At 52.9% G+C, this 21,929-nt stretch carries 18 protein-coding genes and 7 tRNA genes; 21 read left to right on the top strand and 4 right to left on the bottom strand.

What is annotated here, in order from left to right:
• Nucleotides 1-101: 101 nt before the first annotated feature.
• From ybfF to fur, 4 genes are all read left to right on the top strand, one after another.
• Complete coding sequence (gene ybfF / locus DEU53_RS00640) at nt 102-866, top strand: esterase (protein ID WP_110865728.1); 765 nt, start codon at nt 102-104, stop codon at nt 864-866.
• Nucleotides 867-1,033: 167 nt separating this feature from the next.
• Entirely contained in the window at nt 1,034-1,309 is a 276-nt protein-coding gene (ybfE, locus tag DEU53_RS00635) for a LexA regulated protein (protein ID WP_007890670.1), read from the top strand.
• 137 nt (nt 1,310-1,446) lie between these two features.
• On the top strand, nt 1,447-1,977 hold the full coding sequence (fldA, locus tag DEU53_RS00630; protein WP_110865727.1) for a flavodoxin FldA: 531 nt from the start codon (nt 1,447-1,449) through the stop codon (nt 1,975-1,977).
• Between the two features lie 354 nt (nt 1,978-2,331).
• A complete protein-coding gene (gene fur / locus DEU53_RS00620; protein WP_007890672.1) occupies nt 2,332-2,781 on the top strand; it encodes a ferric iron uptake transcriptional regulator in 450 nt (149 codons plus the stop codon).
• 60 nt (nt 2,782-2,841) lie between these two features.
• Here fur and DEU53_RS00615 read toward each other — a convergent pair whose 3' ends face one another.
• The 3 genes from DEU53_RS00615 to nagE all read right to left on the bottom strand — a co-directional run bounded on the left by DEU53_RS00615 (nt 2,842) and on the right by nagE (nt 7,320).
• Nucleotides 2,842-3,237 carry a hypothetical protein gene (locus DEU53_RS00615; RefSeq protein ID WP_101763235.1) on the bottom strand — a complete coding sequence of 132 codons (396 nt, stop codon included), beginning with the start codon at nt 3,235-3,237 and terminating at the stop codon, nt 2,842-2,844.
• A 235-nt stretch (nt 3,238-3,472) separates the two neighbouring features.
• Nucleotides 3,473-5,140, bottom strand: a complete 1,668-nt coding sequence (gene glnS / locus DEU53_RS00610) for a glutamine--tRNA ligase (protein WP_110865726.1) — start codon at nt 5,138-5,140, stop codon at nt 3,473-3,475.
• Between the two features lie 152 nt (nt 5,141-5,292).
• A complete protein-coding gene (nagE, locus tag DEU53_RS00605; RefSeq protein ID WP_110866427.1) occupies nt 5,293-7,320 on the bottom strand; it encodes an N-acetylglucosamine-specific PTS transporter subunit IIBC in 2,028 nt (675 codons plus the stop codon).
• 342 nt (nt 7,321-7,662) lie between these two features.
• Between nagE and nagB the strand changes: the two genes are divergently transcribed.
• The 12 genes from nagB (at nt 7,663) to DEU53_RS00545 (ending at nt 14,556) form a co-directional block, all read left to right on the top strand.
• On the top strand, nt 7,663-8,463 hold the full coding sequence (gene nagB / locus DEU53_RS00600) for a glucosamine-6-phosphate deaminase (RefSeq protein ID WP_110865725.1): 801 nt from the start codon (nt 7,663-7,665) through the stop codon (nt 8,461-8,463).
• Between the two features lie 61 nt (nt 8,464-8,524).
• Complete coding sequence (gene nagA, locus DEU53_RS00595) at nt 8,525-9,673, top strand: N-acetylglucosamine-6-phosphate deacetylase (protein WP_110865724.1); 1,149 nt, start codon at nt 8,525-8,527, stop codon at nt 9,671-9,673.
• Between the two features lie 7 nt (nt 9,674-9,680).
• Nucleotides 9,681-10,901 (top strand): N-acetylglucosamine repressor, encoded by a 1,221-nt coding sequence (locus DEU53_RS00590; RefSeq protein WP_101763239.1) that lies wholly within the window; start codon nt 9,681-9,683, stop codon nt 10,899-10,901.
• A gap of 41 nt (nt 10,902-10,942) precedes the next feature.
• The gene (locus tag DEU53_RS00585; RefSeq protein ID WP_036649098.1) at nt 10,943-11,695 is read left to right on the top strand and encodes an HAD-IIA family hydrolase; all 753 of its coding nucleotides are present in this window, start codon (nt 10,943-10,945) and stop codon (nt 11,693-11,695) included.
• 317 nt (nt 11,696-12,012) lie between these two features.
• On the top strand, nt 12,013-13,680 hold the full coding sequence (gene asnB / locus DEU53_RS00580) for an asparagine synthase B (protein WP_110865723.1): 1,668 nt from the start codon (nt 12,013-12,015) through the stop codon (nt 13,678-13,680).
• Between the two features lie 215 nt (nt 13,681-13,895).
• Nucleotides 13,896-13,972 (top strand) — tRNA-Met (locus DEU53_RS00575).
• Between the two features lie 7 nt (nt 13,973-13,979).
• Nucleotides 13,980-14,064, top strand: a tRNA-Leu gene (locus tag DEU53_RS00570).
• A gap of 21 nt (nt 14,065-14,085) precedes the next feature.
• Nucleotides 14,086-14,160: transfer RNA gene (locus DEU53_RS00565), tRNA-Gln, on the top strand.
• A gap of 34 nt (nt 14,161-14,194) precedes the next feature.
• A tRNA-Gln gene (locus DEU53_RS00560) sits at nt 14,195-14,269 on the top strand.
• 26 nt (nt 14,270-14,295) lie between these two features.
• A tRNA-Met gene (locus DEU53_RS00555) sits at nt 14,296-14,372 on the top strand.
• Between the two features lie 6 nt (nt 14,373-14,378).
• A tRNA-Gln gene (locus DEU53_RS00550) sits at nt 14,379-14,453 on the top strand.
• 28 nt (nt 14,454-14,481) lie between these two features.
• A tRNA-Gln gene (locus DEU53_RS00545) sits at nt 14,482-14,556 on the top strand.
• Nucleotides 14,557-14,661: 105 nt separating this feature from the next.
• On the opposite strand, the gene ubiF is transcribed toward DEU53_RS00545, so the two are convergent.
• On the bottom strand, nt 14,662-15,834 hold the full coding sequence (gene ubiF / locus DEU53_RS00540; RefSeq protein WP_110865722.1) for a 3-demethoxyubiquinol 3-hydroxylase: 1,173 nt from the start codon (nt 15,832-15,834) through the stop codon (nt 14,662-14,664).
• A gap of 169 nt (nt 15,835-16,003) precedes the next feature.
• Between ubiF and miaB the strand changes: the two genes are divergently transcribed.
• From miaB to lnt, 5 genes are all read left to right on the top strand, one after another.
• Nucleotides 16,004-17,428: a tRNA (N6-isopentenyl adenosine(37)-C2)-methylthiotransferase MiaB gene (gene miaB / locus DEU53_RS00535; RefSeq protein ID WP_110865721.1), complete on the top strand. Its 1,425-nt coding sequence runs from the start codon at nt 16,004-16,006 to the stop codon at nt 17,426-17,428.
• A gap of 207 nt (nt 17,429-17,635) precedes the next feature.
• The gene (locus DEU53_RS00530; RefSeq protein ID WP_101763243.1) at nt 17,636-18,709 is read left to right on the top strand and encodes a PhoH family protein; all 1,074 of its coding nucleotides are present in this window, start codon (nt 17,636-17,638) and stop codon (nt 18,707-18,709) included.
• Entirely contained in the window at nt 18,706-19,179 is a 474-nt protein-coding gene (gene ybeY / locus DEU53_RS00525; RefSeq protein ID WP_008103651.1) for an rRNA maturation RNase YbeY, read from the top strand. Before DEU53_RS00530 ends, ybeY begins: the two co-directional genes overlap by 4 nt.
• Nucleotides 19,180-19,261: 82 nt before the next feature.
• Nucleotides 19,262-20,143, top strand: a complete 882-nt coding sequence (corC, locus tag DEU53_RS00520) for a CNNM family magnesium/cobalt transport protein CorC (RefSeq protein WP_110865720.1) — start codon at nt 19,262-19,264, stop codon at nt 20,141-20,143.
• A gap of 4 nt (nt 20,144-20,147) precedes the next feature.
• Nucleotides 20,148-21,674, top strand: coding sequence for an apolipoprotein N-acyltransferase (lnt, locus tag DEU53_RS00515; RefSeq protein ID WP_110865719.1), 1,527 nt, complete (start codon nt 20,148-20,150; stop codon nt 21,672-21,674).
• The last annotated feature ends 255 nt before the right edge of the window (nt 21,675-21,929 follow it).

Raw genomic sequence — 21,929 nt, 5'->3', positions numbered from 1 at the left:
GGGCAAAAGTCGGAATATGCCCTAATGCCCACCGGCCTGACTGCTGGACAGGTGAATCCATGATAACCTAAGCCAAGGTCACAACCGTAAGAACTTTAGCCATGATTTTGAACGCCCGTCTGCAAACTGAACAATCTGCCCCTAATGCCACGCCGATTCTGTTGATCCATGGTCTTTTTGGCAGCCTTGATAACCTTGGCGTGCTGGCGCGTGGGGTGCGTGATGCACGTCCGACGCTGCAAGTTGACGTGCGCAATCACGGCTTGTCGGCGCGTAGCGATGAGATGAATTATCACGTGATGGCGCAGGACATTGTCGAAACGCTGGATGCGCACCATATCGATCGCGCGGGTGTAATCGGACACTCGATGGGCGGCAAAATCGCCATGGCACTCAGTGCCATCGCGCCGGAGCGTATTGATAAAATGGTAATGATCGATATCGCGCCCGTTGATTACCAAACGCGCCGCCATGACGAAATTTTTGCCGCTATTCGGGCCGTGAGCGCCGCGGGCGTCACGCGCCGCAGCGAAGCCGCTGAAGTAATGCGTCAGCATATTGATGAAGAAGGCGTGATCCAGTTCATCCTCAAATCTTTCGCAGAGGGCGAATGGCGCTTTAATGTGCCGGTGCTGTGGGATAACTACAGCACCATTTCCGGCTGGGAAGAGATTCCTGCGTGGCCGCATCCGGCGCTGTTTATCCGCGGCGGCGACTCGCCTTATCTGGATAATCAGCATCGTGATGCGCTGCTGCGTCAGTTCCCGCAGGCACATGCACATGTGATCAGCGGTGCTGGACACTGGGTGCACGCCGAGAAACCCGATGCGGTGTTACGCGCCGTTCGGCGTTTTTTTAACCTGTAAAAGCAAAAGCTTGCCGCTTGCGCTTTAGGGTTGGCGTCAGGGAAGGCGCTGGAGTATGATGTCGCGCTAAAAATTTGCCACGGATATTTTTTCGCCGTGGTCGGGCCGATAATGTTTTAATCGCGCAGCGCCTTTCCGCCGTTCGCGCCCACTCAGTTTTACAAACCATGGCAAAAGAACAGACAGACCGCACTACGCTTGATCTCTTCGCAGACGAGCGGCGTCCTGGTCGCCCGAAAACCAGCCCGCTGACGCGTGATGAACAGTTACGCATCAACAAACGCAATCAGCTCAAGCGCGATAAAGTGCGTGGGCTGCGTCGTGTTGAGCTGAAGATGTCGAGCGAGGCGGTTGACGCCCTCAGCACGCTGGCCGATCAGCAAAACATCAGTCGCAGCGAATTGATTGAACAAATGCTGCTGGCACAGCTCAAACTGTCGTAACGCGCGAAGACCGCACGCTGGAACACAAAGTCACGGCTTTATACGTTCCGCACTTTTTACCGGTCTGCTATTATTCGCATAACTGTGCAGTCAACTGACTTACTTTCACAATCAGGATTTAAGAGGTTACCTAACCCATGGCAATCGTAGGCATTTTCTTCGGCAGCGATACCGGCAACACTGAAAACATTGCAAAGATGATCCAGAAACAACTGGGTAAAGATGTCGCCGAAGTGCATGACATTGCTAAGAGCACCAAAGAAGATCTCGAAGCGTTCGACATCCTGCTGCTGGGTATCCCAACCTGGTATTACGGCGAAGCGCAGTGTGACTGGGACGATTTCTTCCCGACGCTGGAAGAGATTGATTTCAATGGTAAGCTGGTAGCGCTGTTTGGTTGTGGCGATCAGGAAGATTACGCCGAGTACTTCTGTGATGCGATGGGCACTATCCGTGACATCATTGAGCCGAATGGTGCGGTGATCGTCGGTCACTGGCCAACCGAAGGCTATCACTTCGAAGCCTCTAAAGGCCTGGCCGATGACAAAAACTTCCTTGGTTTGGCCATTGACGAAGACCGTCAGCCGGAATTGACCAACGAACGCGTTGAGAAGTGGGTGAAGCAGATCTTTGATGAACTGCAGCTGAAAGAGATTATTGAAGCTTAATTCCCTGCTCTGCCCGATGTGCGCACTGCCTCACATCGGGTAACGGAATTTCCTATAAAAATAATAGCTACGGTTTTTTAACTTTTCCCCGCAAATCTGTAGAATACCCGCAATGGTCATCCGCTTATTCCTCTGGCAGTAGAATGAGGCTGAGTGAAATGGAATCCAAAACCCAAGCGTCTTGAAGACGTTAGTGACGATATCCTTACAACCTTTGGTGATTAAGGACGTTGCCTTGGTTTTCATTTCACTGCTTGAGTTCTATAATGAGACGCAAATGAGAATGCGCGTTGACCTAAACATTCAAGGCCTCTGCGCCGCAAGTGACTAGCAAAGTAACAGGACAATATCCGCATGACTGACAACAACTCCGCATTGAAGAAGGCTGGCCTGAAAGTCACGCTACCCAGACTGAAAATTCTGGAAGTGCTTCAGGGACCCGGCCCAGAGTCCCATCACGTCAGTGCGGAAGATTTGTATAAGCGCCTGATTGATATGGGCGAAGAGATTGGTCTGGCAACGGTGTATCGCGTTCTTAACCAGTTTGACGACGCGGGCATCGTAACCCGTCACAACTTTGAAGGCGGCAAATCTGTCTTCGAACTGACTCAGCAGCATCACCACGATCACTTGATCTGCCTGGATTGTGGCAAAGTTATAGAATTCAGCGATGAATCAATCGAAACGCGTCAGCGTGAAATTGCCACTCGCCACGGCATTAAGCTCAGCAACCACAGCCTGTACCTGTACGGTCATTGTGCTCTGGGAGACTGCCGCGAAGACGATACGCTACACGATAAGTAATTGAGTGTGCTATGCAGTATAAAAAAACCGGCGCTTGAGCCGGTTTTTTTATGCCTGTAATCAGGCGACAAGCGTTTCCTGCAGGTAGCGCCAGCGCGGAATGGCGGTGCTGCAATCCAATACCGCCAGTGAAATGCGGCTCTGATTGATGCCGTTCATCATCTGTAATTCACGATACTGAATCGTCACTTCCTCGCTTTGCTGCGAGATGATGGCGTGCTCACTGGTGGCAATTCGCATGCCTTCACGCTGCCCCTGCAACTGGCGAAACAGCACTTCCATTTCATTGAGGTCCAATCGTTTGCCTTGCGGCGTGACCATTTTGAACTCGGGATGAAAGTGCGACAAAAACAGATCAATGCTGTCGTCGCTGCCTTCCGCCTGATTGAAAATACGTTCAATAAGCTGATGTAAAACCACCACGCTATGCCTGGCTTCCTGGGCGAGAGTTGTCATTTTTTTTCCTTAGATAAGCCGCAGAGCAACGTCTGAGAGCGCATAGCCTACCTGAAAAAAAGTTTTTCACACTGCCAAATGGGTTAATTTTTCTAAAGTCAGAATAGTCGCAAATAGGGAATTAAAGGCGGATTGAGGCGTGCAGCATAAAAGGTCGTATCTGGCCAAATTGAGATAATAAAAAAGGGCGATTGCTCGCCCTTTCATGATCTTATCGTGCTCGCGACTAAAACTATTAATCGCCGATTTTTGCCCAGGTATCACGCAAACCTACAGTGCGGTTAAACACCAGCCTGGAGGGCTGTGAATAGACGCTATCAGCACAGAAATAGCCTTCACGTTCGAACTGGTACGGTGCCATCGAATCGGCAGCACGTAAACCAGGCTCAACGAAGCCCTGTTTGATTTCCAGTGAGTTTGGGTTGATGGTGGTGAGGAAATCCTCAGCCGCGCCCGGATTTGGCACACTGAACAGACGATCGTACAGGCGGAATTCCGCTGGCAGCGCGTGGATTGCAGAAACCCAATGGATAACGCCTTTCACTTTACGGCCATCGGCCGGATCTTTGCTTAGCGTATCAACGTCACAAGTGCAATAGATGCAGGTGATATTGCCTTCAGCATCCTTAGCCACACGTTCGGCACGGATCACGTAAGCATTACGCAGACGCACTTCTTTACCCAGCACCAAACGCTTGTACTGCTTGTTGGCTTCTTCACGGAAGTCAGCGCGATCGATCCACACTTCACGGCTGAATGGCACTTCACGCGTGCCCATCTCCGGTTTGTTCGGATGATTCGGCATAGTGATGATCTCATCGTGACCTGCAGGCAGGTTCTCGATCACCACTTTCAACGGATCCATTACCGCCATCGCACGCGGTGCGTTTTCATTGAGATCGTCACGAATGCAGGATTCCAGTGAAGCCATCTCCACGATATTGTCCTGTTTGGTCACACCAATACGGCGGCAGAACTCACGGATAGAAGCGGCGCTATAACCACGACGACGCAGACCCGAAACGGTTAGCATGCGCGGATCGTCCCAGCCTTCTACCACCTTCTCGCTCACCAGCTGAGTCAGTTTACGCTTCGACATCACCGCATATTCCAGATTTAGGCGTGAGAACTCGTACTGACGCGGATGAACCGGAATGGTGATGTTATCCAGCACCCAATCATACAGACGACGGTTATCCTGGAACTCCAACGTGCAGAGAGAGTGCGTAATGCCTTCGATCGCATCCGAAATGCAATGAGTGAAGTCGTACATCGGGTAGATGCACCACTTGCTGCCGGTCTGATGGTGATCGGCAAACTTAATGCGGTACAGCACCGGATCGCGCATCACGATAAAGCTGGACGCCATGTCGATTTTGGCACGCAAACAGGCTTTGCCCTCTTCGAAACCGCCATCGCGCATCTTCTCGAACAGCGCCAGGTTTTCTTCCACGCTGCGATCGCGATATGGGCTGTTTTTACCCGGCGCCGTCAGTGAACCGCGATACTCACGGATCTCATCCGCCGACAGTTCATCAACGTAAGCCAGACCTTTGTTGATCAGCTCAACCGCATAGTTGAACAGTTGGTCGAAGTAGTCTGAGGAGTAACGAATGTTGCCGCTCCACTCAAAGCCCAGCCATTGCACGTCACGCTTAATGGATTCGACAAACTCCAGATCTTCTTTAACTGGGTTAGTGTCGTCGAAACGCAGATTGCACTGACCTTGATAGTCTTGCGCGATACCAAAGTTCAGGCAGATAGATTTCGCATGGCCAATATGCAGATAACCATTGGGCTCAGGCGGGAAACGGGTATGCACACTGTTGTGCTTACCGCTCGCCAAATCTTCGTCGATGATCTGACGAATAAAGTTCGTTGGGCGGGCTTCAGCCTCACTCATCTCAAAATCCTCAAAAACTATAACGGGTGATTTGTACCACGAAGTAACGGAGTATGATCCACAAAGCGCAGGAGGGAAACAACCGTTTGTTGGTCGTTTTAAAACAAAAAAGGCAGGAATCGCTTCCTGCCTTCTGGCTCAATCACAAGGACTTAGCCTTTAACCTCGTACAGCGGAGTTTCGCCTGCAACCACTGAACCGGTTGCCAGTAAATTCAGACCAGCGAAATCATCGCTATTGCTGACCACAACCGGACTGATCATCGAGCGGGCGTTGGCATTGAGGAAGCCCAGATCCATTTCCAGGATTGGCTGACCTGCAGTGACCGTTGCGCCCTCTTCAACCAGACGCGTGAAGCCTTTGCCTTCCAGCGCTACTGTATCCAGCCCCATATGTACCACGATCTCGACGCCGTTTTCCGCCTCAAGGCAGAACGCATGGTTGGTATTGAAGATCTTCACCACGGTTCCGGCGGTTGGCGCAACCACGGTTTTGCCGGTTGGCTTGATGGCCAGACCATCACCGACTGCCTTGCTGGCGAATGCTTCGTCAGGCACATTTTCCAGCGCAACGATGTCACCGGTTACTGGCGCCAGCAGCGTAGCGATCACGGCTTTTTCGCTGTTCAGCACCGCCTGCGGTTTTACTGCAGCAGCAGGAGCAGCCGTTGACGCCGCGGCAGATGCCGCAACTGGACCTTTGCTCAGTACGGTTTTCATTGCTGTTGCAATGCTTTCCGCCTGCGTACCGACAATAACCTGTACGCTCTGCTTGTTCAGACGAATCACACCTGAAGCGCCGAGACGTTTAGCGACACCTTCATTAACCTGCGCGGAATCTTTAACGTTCAGACGTAGACGTGTGATACAGGCATCGATGTTGGTCAGGTTTTCTGAGCCACCTACCGCCGCAATATAACGACGCGCCAGAGATTCAGTTTGGCTTTCACCGTTGCCGCTGTTATCGACATTGACGTCATAACCATCGGTTTCATCGCCCGCAGAGAGTTCGCGGCCCGGCGTCATCAGGTTGAATTTCTGGATGGTGAAGCGGAATACCACGTAGTAGATAACGAAGAACACCAGACCTTGTGGGATCAGCATCCACCAGTGCACCGCCAGCGGGTTACGCGTTGACAGCACCATATCCACCAGACCCGCACTGAAGCCGAAACCGGCAATCCACTGCATGCTCGCGGCGATGAAAACTGAAAGACCGGTCAGTGCCGCGTGAATCACATACAGCACCGGCGCCACGAACATAAAGGAGAATTCCAGCGGTTCAGTGATACCCGTAAAGAAGGCGGCAAAGGCCGCCGCCAGCATAATGCCGCCGACTTTAGCGCGGTTTTCCGGGCGTGCGCAGTGGTAAATTGCCAGCGCTGCACCTGGAAGACCAAACATCATGATTGGGAAGAAGCCCGCCTGATAACGACCGGTGATGCCTGGGATACCTGTACCTTCAGCGATAGACTGCGCGCCGCCAAGGAATTTAGGAATATCGTTGATACCGGCAACATCGAACCAGAATACCGAGTTCAATGCGTGGTGTAAGCCAACAGGAATCAGCAGACGGTTAAAGAAGGCGTAGATCCCCGCACCGACGGAACCCAGCTTCTGAATATGCTCACCAAAACTTACCAGTCCACCGAAAATGATCGGCCAGATATACATCAGAATGAACGCAACCAGGATCATCAGGAACGATACAAGGATCGGCACCAGACGGCGACCGCTAAAGAAGGACAACGCTTTTGGCAGTTCAACATGACTAAAGCGGTTATAGACTTCAGCAGAAAGAATCCCGACAAGAATGCCAACAAACTGGTTATTAATTTTACCGAAGGCAGCGGGAACTTGCTCCACCGGCATCTTCTGAATCATTGCCACCGCTGCCGGAGAACAGAGTGTGGTCACAACAAGAAAGCCGACAAAACCAGTTAACGCTGCAGCGCCGTCTTTATCTTTTGACATACCGTATGCCACACCAATGGCAAACAGCACTGGCATATTGTCGATGATTGCCGAACCGGATTTGATCAACAGTGCTGCCAGCGCATTGCCTGCGCCCCAGCTATCTGGATCGATCCAGTATCCAACGCCCATCAAGATTGCCGCTGCCGGCAAAGTCGCTACCGGCACCATAAGCGCGCGGCCGACCTTTTGCAGATATCCTAGAATACTCACCTTATTCTCCCCCTATGAGACTGGCGTTTTGCCGTGGCGCAGGTTGATTTTATTATCCCGTCGCCCGGTACCTTGATGACACTTTTCACCACGAGGCGCAGTGTAAAGATAAATTAATTCGCCTCGCAAATTAAAACCACTACAACTGTGACTTTAATCACCAAAATGGTGGTTTGATAATGCGAAATGCTAGCCAGCACCACAAACTTATTTTATGATAAAAAATATCGAGTCGCACTTATCCCTGGTGGCTACGCTTAAACGCATTACGCTTAAGGGCAAAAACTGTCAGAGAAACGGCAACTCCACATTTCCAATCTTAATTGAGGTGAAGACATGAGACTGATCCCTTTGGCCACACCGACCCAAGTGGGTAAATGGGCTGCACGCCACATTGTTAACCGCATTAATGCGTTCAAGCCTAGCGCAGAACGTCCCTTCGTGCTGGGCCTGCCAACCGGTGGAACACCGCTGGAAGCTTACAAGCACCTGATCGACATGCATAAAGCAGGCCAGGTTAGTTTCAAACACGTCGTCACCTTCAACATGGATGAGTATGTTGGCCTGCCAAAAGAGCATCCGGAAAGTTACCACAGTTTCATGTACCGTAACTTTTTCGATCATGTTGATATTCAACAGCAAAATATCAATCTTCTGAATGGTAATGCCGAAGATATTGACGCAGAATGTCGCCAATACGAAGAGAAGATCCGCGCTTACGGCAAAATTAACCTGTTTATGGGCGGCGTGGGCAACGATGGTCACATCGCCTTTAACGAACCGGCTTCTTCCCTCTCCTCACGTACCCGCATCAAAACCCTGACGCACGATACGCGTATTGCAAACTCACGCTTCTTTAATGGTGATGTGGATCAGGTGCCGAAATACGCCCTGACGGTCGGTGTCGGTACGCTGCTGGATGCTGAAGAAGTGATGATTCTGGTTACCGGCCACCTGAAAGCGCAAGCGCTGCAGGCTGCGGTTGAAGGTAACGTCAACCACATGTGGACCATCAGCTGCCTGCAGCTGCATGCCAAATCTGTCGTGGTATGTGACGAGCCAGCCACCATGGAACTGAAAGTGAAAACCGTGAAATATTTCCGCGAAATGGAAGCGGAAAATATGAAAGGTGTGTGAAAACACGTTGTAACAAAACCTGCTGCTTTTAGGCAGCAGGCTTAGCCGGGAGAGAGAAACGATGTACGCATTAGTGAACGGCCGGATTTTTACTGGTCATGAAATTCTGGACAATCATGCAGTTGTGATTGCAGATGGCCTGATTGAGCGCGTGTGTCCGCGTGATGCCCTGGACGCGGCAATTGCACAGCAGGATGTGGCTGGTGCGTTTATCGCTCCTGGTTTTATTGATTTGCAGCTTAACGGCTGCGGCGGCGTGCAGTTCAATGATGACATCAATGCGTTAAGCGTTGAAACGCTGGAGATCATGCAGCGCGCCAACGAGAAATCAGGCTGCACCAGCTATTTGCCAACGCTGATTACCAGCACCGATGCGCTGATGAGACGCGCAGTCGAAACCATGCGCGCTTACCTGGCCAAGCATCAGAATCAGGCAATCGGCCTGCATCTGGAAGGTCCGTGGCTGAATAAAGCTAAAAAAGGTACGCACAATCCTGAATTGATTCGCCTGCCGGATGCCGAGCTGATGGATTTCCTCTGCGCCAATGCCGACGTCATCACTAAAGTCACGCTGGCACCTGAAAATGCGGGCAGTGAGGTGATTCGTCAGCTGCGTGATGCCGGCATCATCGTGTCAGCGGGTCACTCCAACGCGACCTATGAAGAAGCAAAAATTGGCTTCAGCGCGGGCGTCAGCTTTGCTACGCATCTCTACAATGCCATGCCAACCTTCGCTGGACGTGAGCCAGGTCTGATCGGTGCGCTGTTTGATTCGCCTGATGTATACTGCGGCATCATTGCGGATGGTTTACATGTCCATTACGCTAATGTGCGCAATGCAAAACGCATTAAAGGCGACAAACTGGTGTTAGTGACGGATGCCACAGCACCGGCGGGCGCATCGATTGATCAATTTATTTTTGCAGGCAAAACAATATACTATCGCGATGGCCTGTGCGTTGACGAGAACGGTACGCTCAGCGGTTCTGCCTTGACCATGATTGAAGCGGTGCAGAACAGCGTTGAACATTGCGGTATCGCTCTTGATGAAGCGCTGCGTATGGCGACGCTCTATCCAGCGCAGGCGATGGGTGTGGAGAAGCAGTTAGGCACGGTCGAAGCAGGAAAAGTCGCCAACCTGACTGTCTTTACCCGCGATTATCAAATCACTAAGACGTTCGTCAACGGAGACAACGTCCTCAGCGAGTAAGCATTGAATGACCACTGGCGGCCAGTCTCAAATAGGAAATGTTGATCTTGTTAAACAACTCAATAGTGCAGCCGTTTATCGGCTAATCGATCAGCAGGGGCCAATTTCGCGCATTCAGATTGCCGAACACAGTCAGCTTGCGCCCGCCAGTGTCACCAAAATTACCCGCCAGCTCATTGAGCGCGGCCTCATCAAAGAGGTGGAGCAACAAGCCTCCACCGGTGGGCGTCGCGCGATCTCCATCATTACTGAAACCCGTCATTTTCATACTATCGGCGTGCGCTTAGGGCGTAATGACGCGACGTTGACGCTGTTTGATCTGAGCGGAAAATCGCTGGCGCAGGAAGATTATCCGCTGCCCGAGCGCACGCAGGAAACGCTGGAGAACGCGCTGTTCAATGCCATCAGCGCCTTTATGGCCGCGCATCAGCGTAAGATTCATGAACTGATTGCTATCTCGGTGATTCTGCCCGGTTTGGTCGATCCCATTAACGGCATCATTCGCTACATGCCGCACATCGCGGTAAGTCATTGGCCGCTGGTTTCCAGCCTGAAAAAACGCTTCAACGTCACCAGCTTTGTTGGTCATGACATCCGTAGCCTGGCGCTGGCCGAGCACTACTTCGGTGCAAGTCGCGATTGCGCAGACTCCATTCTGGTGCGTTTGCATCGCGGCACCGGTGCCGGAATCATCGCCAACGGTCACATTTTCCTCGGCAGTAACGGCAACGTGGGCGAGATTGGCCATATTCAGGTTGATCCGCTGGGTGAACGTTGTCACTGCGGCAACTTTGGCTGCCTGGAAACCATTGCGGCTAACGGCGCGATTGAAAACCGCGTGCGTCACTTGCTGAATCAAGGCTATCCCAGCTCATTAACCTTGAATGATTGCCTGATGCCGCAGATTTGCCGCGCCGCTAATCATGGCGACGCGCTGGCGTGCGAAGTGATTGAACATGTCGGCCGCTATTTAGGCAAGGCGATTGCTATCGCCATCAACCTGTTCAATCCGCAAAAAGTGGTGTTGGCCGGTGAAATCACTGAAGCCGATAAAGTACTGTTTCCTGCTATTGAAGGGTGTATCAATACGCAGACGCTGCCTGCCTTTCGTAAAAATCTGCCGGTGGTGCGTTCCGAGCTCGATCATCGCTCGGCGATTGGCGCCTTTGCGTTAGCAAAACGCGCAATGCTGAATGGCATTTTGTTGCAACATCTGCTGGAAGAGTAATCACCAGCCTGCTGTCAAGCAGGCCCGACCGGATGCAATCTATGACGATTAAAAGCGTAATCTGTGACATCGACGGCGTGTTGATGCATGACAATACCGCCGTTCCCGGCGCGAACGAATTTCTGCAGCGCATTCTGGCGAAGGATATGCCGTTGGTGGTGTTGACCAACTATCCTTCGCAAACCGCGCTGGATCTGGCGAACCGCTTTGCCAACGCCGGCATTGACGTACCGGATTCGGTGTTTTACACCTCGGCGATGGCCACCGCAGATTTCCTGCGCCGTCAGGAAGGGAAAAAAGCCTACGTAATTGGCGAAGGTGCGCTGATTCATGAACTGTATAAAGCTGGCTTCACCATCACCGACGTTAATCCAGATTTCGTTATCGTCGGCGAAACCCGCTCCTTCAATTGGGAAATGATGCATAAAGCCGCTTTCTTCGTGGCCAATGGCGCCCGCTTTATCGCCACTAATCCCGATACACATGCACGCGGCTTTGTTCCTGCCTGCGGAGCACTCTGCGCCGGTATCGAAACCATCTCCGGCCGTAAACCGTTTTACGTCGGAAAACCGAGTCCATACATCATGCGCGCGGCGTTAAACAAAATGCATGCGCATTCGGAAGAGACGGTCATTGTCGGCGATAACCTGCGGACAGACATTCTGGCAGGCTTCCAGGCGGGTCTGGAAACCATTCTGGTGCTGTCTGGCGTTTCCACACTGAGTGATATTGATGCGATGCCTTTCCGCCCGGATTGGATTTACCCATCGGTCGCCGATATCGACCTGTTCTGATTCCAGCCATTACCTCTTCTTATGGCCCTGCTTATGCAGGGCTTTTGTTTTTTCTGTGGTTATGCCTTTCTTTACCGCTCGCCTTATGCCTACAAAACGAACGATAATGCAGTTTCATTAGATGGCATCTAAAATAAACACGTATTAATTGAATAATATTCAATATTTATTGCCCATCAATATTCTTTTTATCAAAGAATCGCAATTTTACTTGCACTAACACCGCCATTTAGCGCATTTTCTTATACATCACGCAGCCAAGGCTGCCGGACAAACGTAGAAATAACTTCGCCACAAGGTGAGATCAGGAGTCAGTTATGTGTTCAATTTTTGGTGTGCTGGATCTGAAAAGCGATCCTATTGAGCTGCGCAAGAAAGCGCTGGAATCTTCTCGTCTGATGCGTCACCGCGGCCCGGATTGGTCAGGTGTTTATGCGGATGATAAAGCCATTCTGGTGCATGAGCGTCTGTCGATTGTTGACGTTAACAACGGCGCACAGCCGCTGTATAACGCTGACCACACCCACGTACTGGCTGTTAACGGCGAAATTTACAACCATCAAGCGCTGTGTGCTGAGTTGAGCGATCGTTACGCTTTCCAGACCGGTTCTGACTGTGAAGTGATCCTCGCGCTGTATCAGGTAAAAGGCGTCGATTTCCTCGACGAGCTGCAAGGCATGTTCGCCTTCATTCTGTGGGACAGCGTGAAGCAACAATATCTGATTGGTCGCGACCATATCGGCATTATCCCGCTGTATATGGGCAACGACGAGCACGGCAACCTGTATGTCGCTTCCGAGATGAAAGCGCTGGTGCCGGTGTGTCGCAGCATCAAAGAATTCCCGCCGGGAAGCTACATGTCGAGCGCCGATGGTGAAATCCGTCGTTACTGGCAGCGTGACTGGATGGAATATTCCGCTGTTGAGCACAACACCACGGATGCCGCCGAGCTGAAACATGCGCTGGAAGAGTCAGTAAAAAGTCACCTGATGTCTGACGTGCCTTACGGCGTTCTGCTGTCTGGCGGCCTGGACTCATCCATCATCTCTGCCGTGACCAAACGCTTTGCTGCGAAACGTGTTGAAGATGCGGATAAGAGCGATGCATGGTGGCCGCAGCTGCACTCCTTCGCGGTTGGCCTGGAAGGTTCTCCAGACCTGAAAGCAGCGAAATCAGTCGCAGAACACCTCGGTACCGTGCACCACGAAATCCATTTCACCGTGCAGGAAGGCCTGGATGCGATCCGTGACGTGATTTACCACATCGAAACCTATGATGTGACCACCATTCGCGCCTCTACGCCGATGTATTTAATGTCGCGTAAGATCAAAGCGATGGGCATCAAAATGGTGTTGTCCGGTGAAGGTGCGGATGAAGTCTTTGGCGGCTACCTCTATTTCCATAAGGCGCCAAACGCCAAAGAATTCCACGAAGAGAACGTACGTAAACTGCTGGCTCTGCACATGTTTGACTGTGCTCGCGCCAACAAAGCGATGTCCGCCTGGGGCGTGGAAGCGCGTGTGCCGTTCCTCGACAAGAAATTCCTCGACGTGGCGATGCGCATCAACCCGGCAGACAAACTCTGTGGCAGCAACGGCAAGATGGAAAAACACATCCTGCGCGAATGCTTCTCTTCTTACCTGCCGGAGAGCGTGGCGTGGCGTCAGAAAGAGCAGTTCTCTGATGGTGTGGGCTACAGCTGGATAGATACGCTGAAAGAAGTGGCGGCGAAGCAAATCACCGATCAACAGCTGTCGACTGCGCACTTCCGCTTCCCGTACAACACGCCGAACTCGAAAGAAGCGTATCTGTATCGCGAGATCTTCGAGGAATTGTTCCCGATCGCCAGCGCCGCAGAGTGTGTGCCAGGCGGTCCATCAGTGGCCTGTTCTTCGGCTAAAGCGATCGAGTGGGATGAAGCCTTTAAATCCATGGATGACCCTTCTGGTCGCGCCGTAGGTGTGCATCAGTCCGCGTATAAATAAGGTTTTTACTCAACAAGATATGGGGCTCATTCGAGCCCCTTTTTTATGCAATCCCTCGTACAACCTGAGAAATTAGCCGAATAAATCACCAGCCTGGTTACAAGCCAGACAAACAGGCGTTTTAAGGCGAAAAACGGCAAAAAAATTGTTGACGCTACAAGACTCAATACGCATAATGCGCCCCGCAACGCCGATGAAGGTTACGCGAAAAAGATGGCTACGTAGCTCAGCTGGTTAGAGCACATCACTCATAATGATGGGGTCACAGGTTCAAATCCCGTCGTAGCCACCATCTTTTTGCGGGAGTGGCGAAATTGGTAGACGCACTAGATTTAGGTTCTAGCGCCGCAAGGTGTGCGAGTTCAAGTCTCGCCTCCCGCACCATTTCAGTCTTCGGCAGCCGGATGGGGTATCGCCAAGCGGTAAGGCACTGGTTTTTGATACCAGCATTCCCAGGTTCGAATCCTGGTACCCCAGCCAATCCGGATTATGTTGTGGATACAAAGTCGACGAATGGGATATCGCCAAGCGGTAAGGCACCGGTTTTTGATACCGGCATTCCCTGGTTCGAATCCAGGTATCCCAGCCATCGTCGGACGCAGTAAGCAGTACAAAGGCTACGTAGCTCAGCTGGTTAGAGCACATCACTCATAATGATGGGGTCACAGGTTCAAATCCCGTCGTAGCCACCAAATTATTGGGGTGTCGCCAAGCGGTAAGGCTCTGGTTTCTGATACCAGCATTCCGGGGTTCGAATCCCTGCACCCCAGCCATAAAAAGACAATTTGATCAAACACCTATTGGGGTGTCGCCAAGCGGTAAGGCACTGGTTTCTGATACCAGCATTCCGGGGTTCGAATCCCTGCACCCCAGCCAAATTGCACAATAAAGCCCGCTTATGCGGGCTTTATTGTTTTCTGCGTTTGGCAAAGAATGGCGAGCAAACTTTCGATCAGGAGCGCATCAATGCGCTCCCTACAATCACAAACCTAATGCGTAACGCAGCACCTTGCGTTTCAAGGCTCCGGCATTCTCCGCCGCAATCAGCGCCAGGTTTCGCGCAAAACGCAGCGGCGGCAGTTTATTGCTAAACGCGAAGTAGAACAGATCCATACCGCCCTGCATCAGTAAATTATCTTTGTAACGCTGACGATGATAACGCTGCAGCACAGCATCCGATGACCAGAGCTCCGCCTGGTTGCGCGCCTCGACCAGCGTCGTGATCAACGCATCCACATCCCTATAGCCCAAATTAACGCCCTGCCCGGCCAGCGGATTGATGGTGTGCGCCGCATCCCCCACCAGCGCCAATCCCGGCATCACATAACGTGTTGCATGACGTCGCACCAGCGGGAAAGAGGCCGCAGTTTTGACCTGAATACGGCCAACGCGTGCCGGGAAGTGAGCATCAATCTCTTTCTCCAGTTGCGGGAGCGGCAAACTTTGCAGCTGACGAATTCGTGCTGGCGCGTCGTACCACACCAGCGAAGCACGACGATCAAACAGCGGCAGGAAAGCGCGCGGCCCTTGCGGCGTAAACTGCTGCCAGGTGGCATCGCCCGCCTCCTGCTCGCACTCCACGCTTATCAGCATGCAGGATTGCGCATAGTTCCAGCCGCGCACGCCAATACCCGCTAACTGACGCACACGCGAGTTAGCACCATCTGCGCCGACCACTAAACGCGCATCCAGCGTTTGGCCGTTATCGAGTTGCACCTGCCAGCCAGCGCTGTGCGGCTGCAAACCCTGCAAGCTCGCCGGGCAGATCAGTGTGATGCCCTGTTGCTGCATTTTTTCCCACAGCGCACGCTGCAGCACGCTGTTTTCCACCATAAAGCCCAGCTCGGGCAACCCAAGCGACGCCGCATCAAACTTCACATGCGCGTTTTGCCACTCCCAGGTTTCCAGCTGGCGATAGGGCGCACAGCGCATCGCCTGCACACGTTGCCAGACATCCAGTTGCTGCAGCAGCGCAACCGACGACGCACCGATGGCGGAGATACGCACATCTGGCTCGCTGCCGGCATCAAAGCTTGCCGGTTCCGCCCGTTCAATGACCGCTACGCGAAACTGCTGCTGCGCCAGGCCACACGCCAGCGCCGCACCAACCATGCCACCGCCCACGATCACCACATCAAAATGTGAATCCTGCATCGACTCTAATCCTTCTTTTTGCCGTGAAACCTTCCAGCATCACGTTGATAGCTAAAGTGTACCGGAAATTAGCAGCGCGATGCGATGCAGATGCGTGAAGCCTGGTAACAACAGCGTCGAAGCATTACAATACGCGCCCTGCACTTCGCTTGAATCAATGGCTAGTTCGATGACCAAAAAACTGCACATCAAAACCTGGGGCTGTCAGATGAATGAATACGATTCATCGAAGATGGCCGATCTGCTGAACAGCACGCACGGCTACACCCTTACCGAGGAAGCTGAAGAGGCGGACGTTCTGCTGCTCAACACCTGCTCCATCCGTGAAAAGGCGCAGGAGAAGGTTTTTGCTCTGTTAGGCCGTTGGAAAAAGCTGAAAGCTAGCAATCCCGATCTGATCATCGGCGTGGGTGGCTGCGTGGCCTCACAAGAAGGTGAACGTCTGCGCCAGCGCGCCAGTTACGTCGATATCGTCTTTGGCCCGCAGACCTTGCATCGTCTGCCGGAGATGATTAACACCGTGCGCGGCAGTAAAAGCCCGGTTGTTGACATCAGCTTCCCTGAAATTGAGAAGTTTGATCGCCTGCCAGAACCTCGCGCCGATGGCCCAACCGCCTTTGTGTCGATCATGGAAGGCTGCAACAAATATTGTACTTTCTGCGTGGTGCCTTACACGCGCGGCGAGGAAGTCAGCCGTCCGAGCGATGATATTCTGCTGGAAATCGCCCAGCTTGCCGCTCAGGGCGTACGTGAAGTTAACCTGTTGGGCCAGAACGTCAACGCCTATCGCGGCGCCACCTTTGATGGCGATATCTGTACCTTTGCTGAGTTGCTGCGCTTAGTGGCGGCGATCGACGGCATTGACCGTATTCGCTTCACCACCAGCCATCCTATTGAATTTACCGATGACATCATCGAGGTTTACCGCGATACACCCGAGCTGGCGAGCTTCCTGCATCTGCCGGTTCAGAGCGGATCAGATCGCATCCTGACGCTGATGAAGCGCGCGCACACCGCACTGGAGTACAAAGCGATTATCCGCAAGCTGAAAGCCGCACGTCCGGATATCCAGCTGAGCTCTGATTTCATCATCGGTTTCCCCGGCGAAACGCAGCAGGATTTTGAGCAGACCATGAAGCTGGTCGGTGAAGTGAATTTCGATGTCAGCTTCAGCTTTATCTACTCCATGCGCCCAGGCACGCCGGCGGCCGATCTGCCCGACGATGTGACGGAAGAGGAGAAAAAGCAGCGTCTTTTCATCCTGCAGGACCGCATCAATCAGCAGGTGATGGCGTGGAGCCGCCGCATGCTGGGCACCACGCAGCGCGTGCTGGTGGAAGGCATTTCGCGTAAGAATGTGATGGAACTGACCGGCCGCACCGATAATAACCGCGTGGTGAACTTCGAAGCACCGGTTGAAATGATCGGTAAGTTTGTTGATGTCGAAATTGTTGATGTCTATGCCAGCTCCCTGCGCGGCGTGCTGGTGCGCATTGAAGATCAAATGGCGCTCCGTGTGGCCGAAAGCCCGGCGTCAGTGATTGCGCGTACCCGCAAAGAGAACGACATCGGCGTCGGACTGTTCCAGCCTTGAAACCTCGAACGTTGAGCGATAGCGCACAAAGCGCTGTCGCCTGTTTCATCCCCAGGCCCTTGCTTTCCACAAGTGCTGCCCAAATATCGACTCTGAAGCTTGCGCCAGTGCGCAGCGCCATAAATAATTTCATAAAGATGTGGAGAGATTGCTCTTCGACATCCGGCACACCTTTTCAACTGGCCCTGAGTGACCTTAAGGATTCATTTGAATATCGAAACGCGTGAAATCGCCCTTGAACCGGCAGATAACCAACGACTGATGAGCTTGTGCGGTCCGATGGATGACAATGTGAAACAGCTGGAGCGCCGTTTGGGCCTTGAAATCAAACGCCGTGACAACCAATTCACGCTTACCGGCCGCTCGCTGTGTGTGGACGCTGCCGTCAATATCCTGCGCACGCTGTATGTTGATACCGCCCCAATGCGCGGTCAGATCAAAGATATCGAACCGGACCAGATTCACCTGGCAATCAAAGAGAGCGGCGTTCTGGAACAGAGCGCTGAGAGCGTGCCGGAATTCGGCAAAGCGGTGAACATCAAAACCAAGCGTGGCGTAATCAAACCGCGTACGCCTAACCAGGCGCAATACATCGCCAATATCTTCTCGCACGACATTACCTTTGGTATCGGCCCGGCCGGTACCGGTAAAACCTATCTGGCGGTCGCTGCCGCAGTGGATGCGCTGGAGCGTCAGGAGATTCGCCGTATTCTGCTGACGCGTCCGGCGGTTGAAGCGGGTGAGAAACTCGGCTTCCTGCCCGGCGATCTCAGCCAGAAGGTCGATCCCTATCTGCGCCCGCTGTACGACGCGCTGTTCGAAATGCTCGGCTTTGAGCGCGTAGAGAAACTGATTGAGCGCAACGTGATTGAAGTGGCTCCGCTGGCCTACATGCGCGGACGCACGCTGAACGACGCCTTTGTGATTCTCGATGAGAGCCAGAACACCACTATCGAACAGATGAAGATGTTCCTGACGCGTATCGGCTTTAATTCGAAAGCGGTCATTACCGGCGATATCACGCAGATTGACTTGCCGCGCAGCACCAAATCCGGCCTGCGCCACGCCATTGAAGTGCTGGCAGAAGTCGATGAGATTAGCTTTAACTTTTTCCACAGCGAAGACGTGGTGCGTCATCCGGTTGTCGCACGCATCGTGAATGCTTATGAAGCCTGGGAAACCGCCGATCAGAAACGCCGTGATCAACAGGCAGAAGAGCGCAAACGCGAAGCTATCGCGGCTCAGCTTGCCAGCCAAACCAGCCCGCAGGAGCGTTCATGAGCGCGGTGATTCTTGATTTACAACTGGCCTGCGCCGATGAAAACCATCTGCCAGCTGAGAGTGATTTTCAACGCTGGCTGGAAGCGGCGGTAACGCCGTTTCAACCAGAAAGCGAAGTCACGATTCGTCTGGTGGATGAAGCCGAGAGTAATGAGCTTAATCTGACTTATCGCGGCAAAGATAAGCCGACCAACGTGCTGTCATTCCCGTTTGAAGCACCGCCGGGAATTGAACTGCCACTGCTCGGCGATCTGATTATTTGCCGTCAGGTTGTCGAGCAAGAGGCTGCTGAACAAGGCAAAACCGTCGAAGCCCACTGGGCGCATATGGTGGTGCACGGTACGCTGCATCTGCTGGGTTACGACCATATCGAAGATGAAGAAGCCGAAGAGATGGAGGCGCTGGAGACCGAGATAATGCTTGCTCTTGGTTATCCTGATCCGTACATTTCGGAGAAAGAAGACGCCTGAGCCGCTGGTTCAGGTTATTGCGCTGCTGGCGCGGATGCCAGCAGCCCCAATCCCTCATTAGAGAGAACGAAATAAAAACGCCATGAGCGACGACCATTCTCAAAACAGCGACGCACCCAGTAGTAAAAAGGGATTTTTCTCCCTGTTAATCAACCAACTGTTTCACGGTGAACCCAAAAACCGTGATGAACTGCTGGGGTTAATCCGCGATTCTGAGCAAAAAGAGCTGATTGATCAGGACACCCGCGACATGCTCGAAGGGGTGCTGGACATTGCCGAACAGCGCGTGCGCGACATCATGATCCCTCGCTCGCAAATGATCACCCTGAAACGCAACCAAACGCTGGAAGAGTGCCTTGCGGTGATTATTATATCCGCCCACTCACGCTTCCCGGTGATCAGCGAAGACAAAGACCATGTTGAAGGCATTTTGATGGCCAAAGACCTGCTGCCGTTTATGGCCAGCGCGTCTGAGCCGTTCAGCATGGAAAAAGTGCTGCGCACCGCCGTGGTGGTTCCTGAAAGCAAGCGCGTCGATCGCATGCTGAAGGAGTTCCGCTCGCAGCGTTATCACATGGCGATTGTCATTGATGAATTTGGTGGCGTCTCTGGTCTGGTGACCATTGAAGATATTCTTGAGCTGATTGTTGGCGAAATTGAAGATGAGTATGACGATGAAGAAGATCGTGATATCCGCCAGCTCAATCGTTACACCTACACCATGCGCGCCTTAACGCAAATTGAAGATTTTAATGAGGTCTTTGGCACCGATTTCAGCGATGACGAAGTCGATACCATTGGCGGATTGGTCATGCAGGGATTCGGCCACCTTCCCGCTCGCGGCGAAAGTATTGTCATTGATGGCTATCAGTTCAAAGTCGCCATGGCTGACAGCCGCCGTATCATCCAGGTGCATGTAAAAATTCCGGAAGACTCACCACAACCGCAACTGGAAGACGAATAACGTTATGGCTTTAGCCTCTCTTTACTCGCAGCAGCGGGTTCGCCTGCTGCTGGCGTTAGTTACGGGTGCCATTGGCACCCTTTCCTTTTCCCCCTACGATTTCTGGCCTGCGGCGATAATTTCGCTGTTTGGTCTGCAACTGTTGCTGCTGGAACGTCGCACTGCGCAGGCTGCGGCAATCGGCTTCGTTTGGGGCTTTGGACTGTTTGGCAGCGGCATCAATTGGGTTTACGTCAGCATCGCCACCTTTGGCGGCATGCCCGGCCCGGTAAACATCTTGCTGGTGATTCTGCTGGCGGCTTATCTATCGCTTTATCCGATGCTGTTTGCCATCCTGCTCAACCGTTTCTGGCCGCGCGCCACAATCTGGCGATTGGCTTTAGCGGCACCCGCGCTGTGGCAGATTAGCGAATTCCTGCGCGGTTGGGTGCTCACCGGCTTTCCGTGGCTGCAGTTTGGCTACAGCCAGATTGACGGTCCGCTCAAAGGCCTCGCGCCGCTCGCAGGCGTTGAAACCATTACCTTCCTGTTGATGGTGATCGCCGGCTTGCTGGTGCACGCGCTGCATCATCGTACCGTGAAAAGCTTGATAGCCGCCGCGCTCCTGCTGTTACTGCCGTGGCCGCTGCGCATGATGCAGTGGTATCAGCCGCTGCCGGAACGCAGCGTTGATGTTGCGATGGTGCAAGGCAATATTCCGCAGTCGATGAAGTGGGATCCGCAGCAACTGCTGAACACGCTGCGCGTTTACACCTCCTATAGCCAGCCGTTTATCGGCAAAGCACCGATCATTATCTGGCCCGAATCAGCGATTACCGATCTGGAAAGCAACCAGCAGCCGTTCCTGCGGGCGCTGGATGCTGACCTGCGCGCGCGCGGCAGCTCACTGATTACCGGTATCGTGGATTCTCGCGTGGAAGGCGATAATCGCTATCACGACTATAACTCGGTAATTGTGCTGGGTGGCGAGCAGCCTTACAGCTATCAAAGCCAGAACCGCTATCAGAAGAATCATCTGGTGCCATTTGGTGAGTTTGTGCCGCTGGAAGCGTTGCTGCGTCCGCTGGCGCCGTTCTTCGATTTGCCGATGTCCTCCTTCAGCCGTGGCGCCTATGTCCAGCCGCAGCTGAAAGTAGCGGGTTATCACCTGACCAGCGCTATCTGCTATGAGATCGTGCTGGGCGAACAAGTGCGCGCCAACTTCCGTCCCGATACCAACTTCCTGCTGACCGTCTCCAACGATGCCTGGTTCGGTCACTCCATCGGGCCGTGGCAGCATTTCCAGATGGCGCGCATGCGTGCGCTGGAGCTGGGACGTCCGTTACTGCGCTCCACCAATAACGGTGTCACAGCGGTAGTGAATGCCAACGGTGAAGTGGAGAAGGAGCTGCCGCAGTTCACACGCGATGTGCTGGAAGCCAAAGTCACGCCAACCACGGGTGAAACGCCGTATGCGAAAGCGGGCATCTGGCCAGTGTGGCTAGTGACGTTGATTAGCATCGTGGTGGCCATTCTGCGCCGTCGCCATTAGTTCAGGCAGCTATGCAAACAGGCGAAGTGAATACTTCGCCTTTTTTATGCGCTGTTTTCTCTTCCTTCCGTGGTGCTTTCCCCGATTCTCTGCTGGCTTTTTACACTTCTTCATCGTGCTGGCACGATCATTGCTATTTATTTCAGTGATTTTCGTAAACATCGGCTTTTGTCAGCGTAGTGCAACCTTTACGCACTAATTTATGGCAATGATGCGCACTCTATTAGCGCATCGGGGAATTTTTGCCTTTTATTG

It is taken from the genome of Pantoea sp. AG1095, assembly GCF_003208415.1.
GTDB classification, from domain to species: Bacteria; Pseudomonadota; Gammaproteobacteria; order Enterobacterales; family Enterobacteriaceae; genus Pantoea; species Pantoea leporis.
This window is presented reverse-complemented; position numbering and strand designations above follow the sequence as displayed.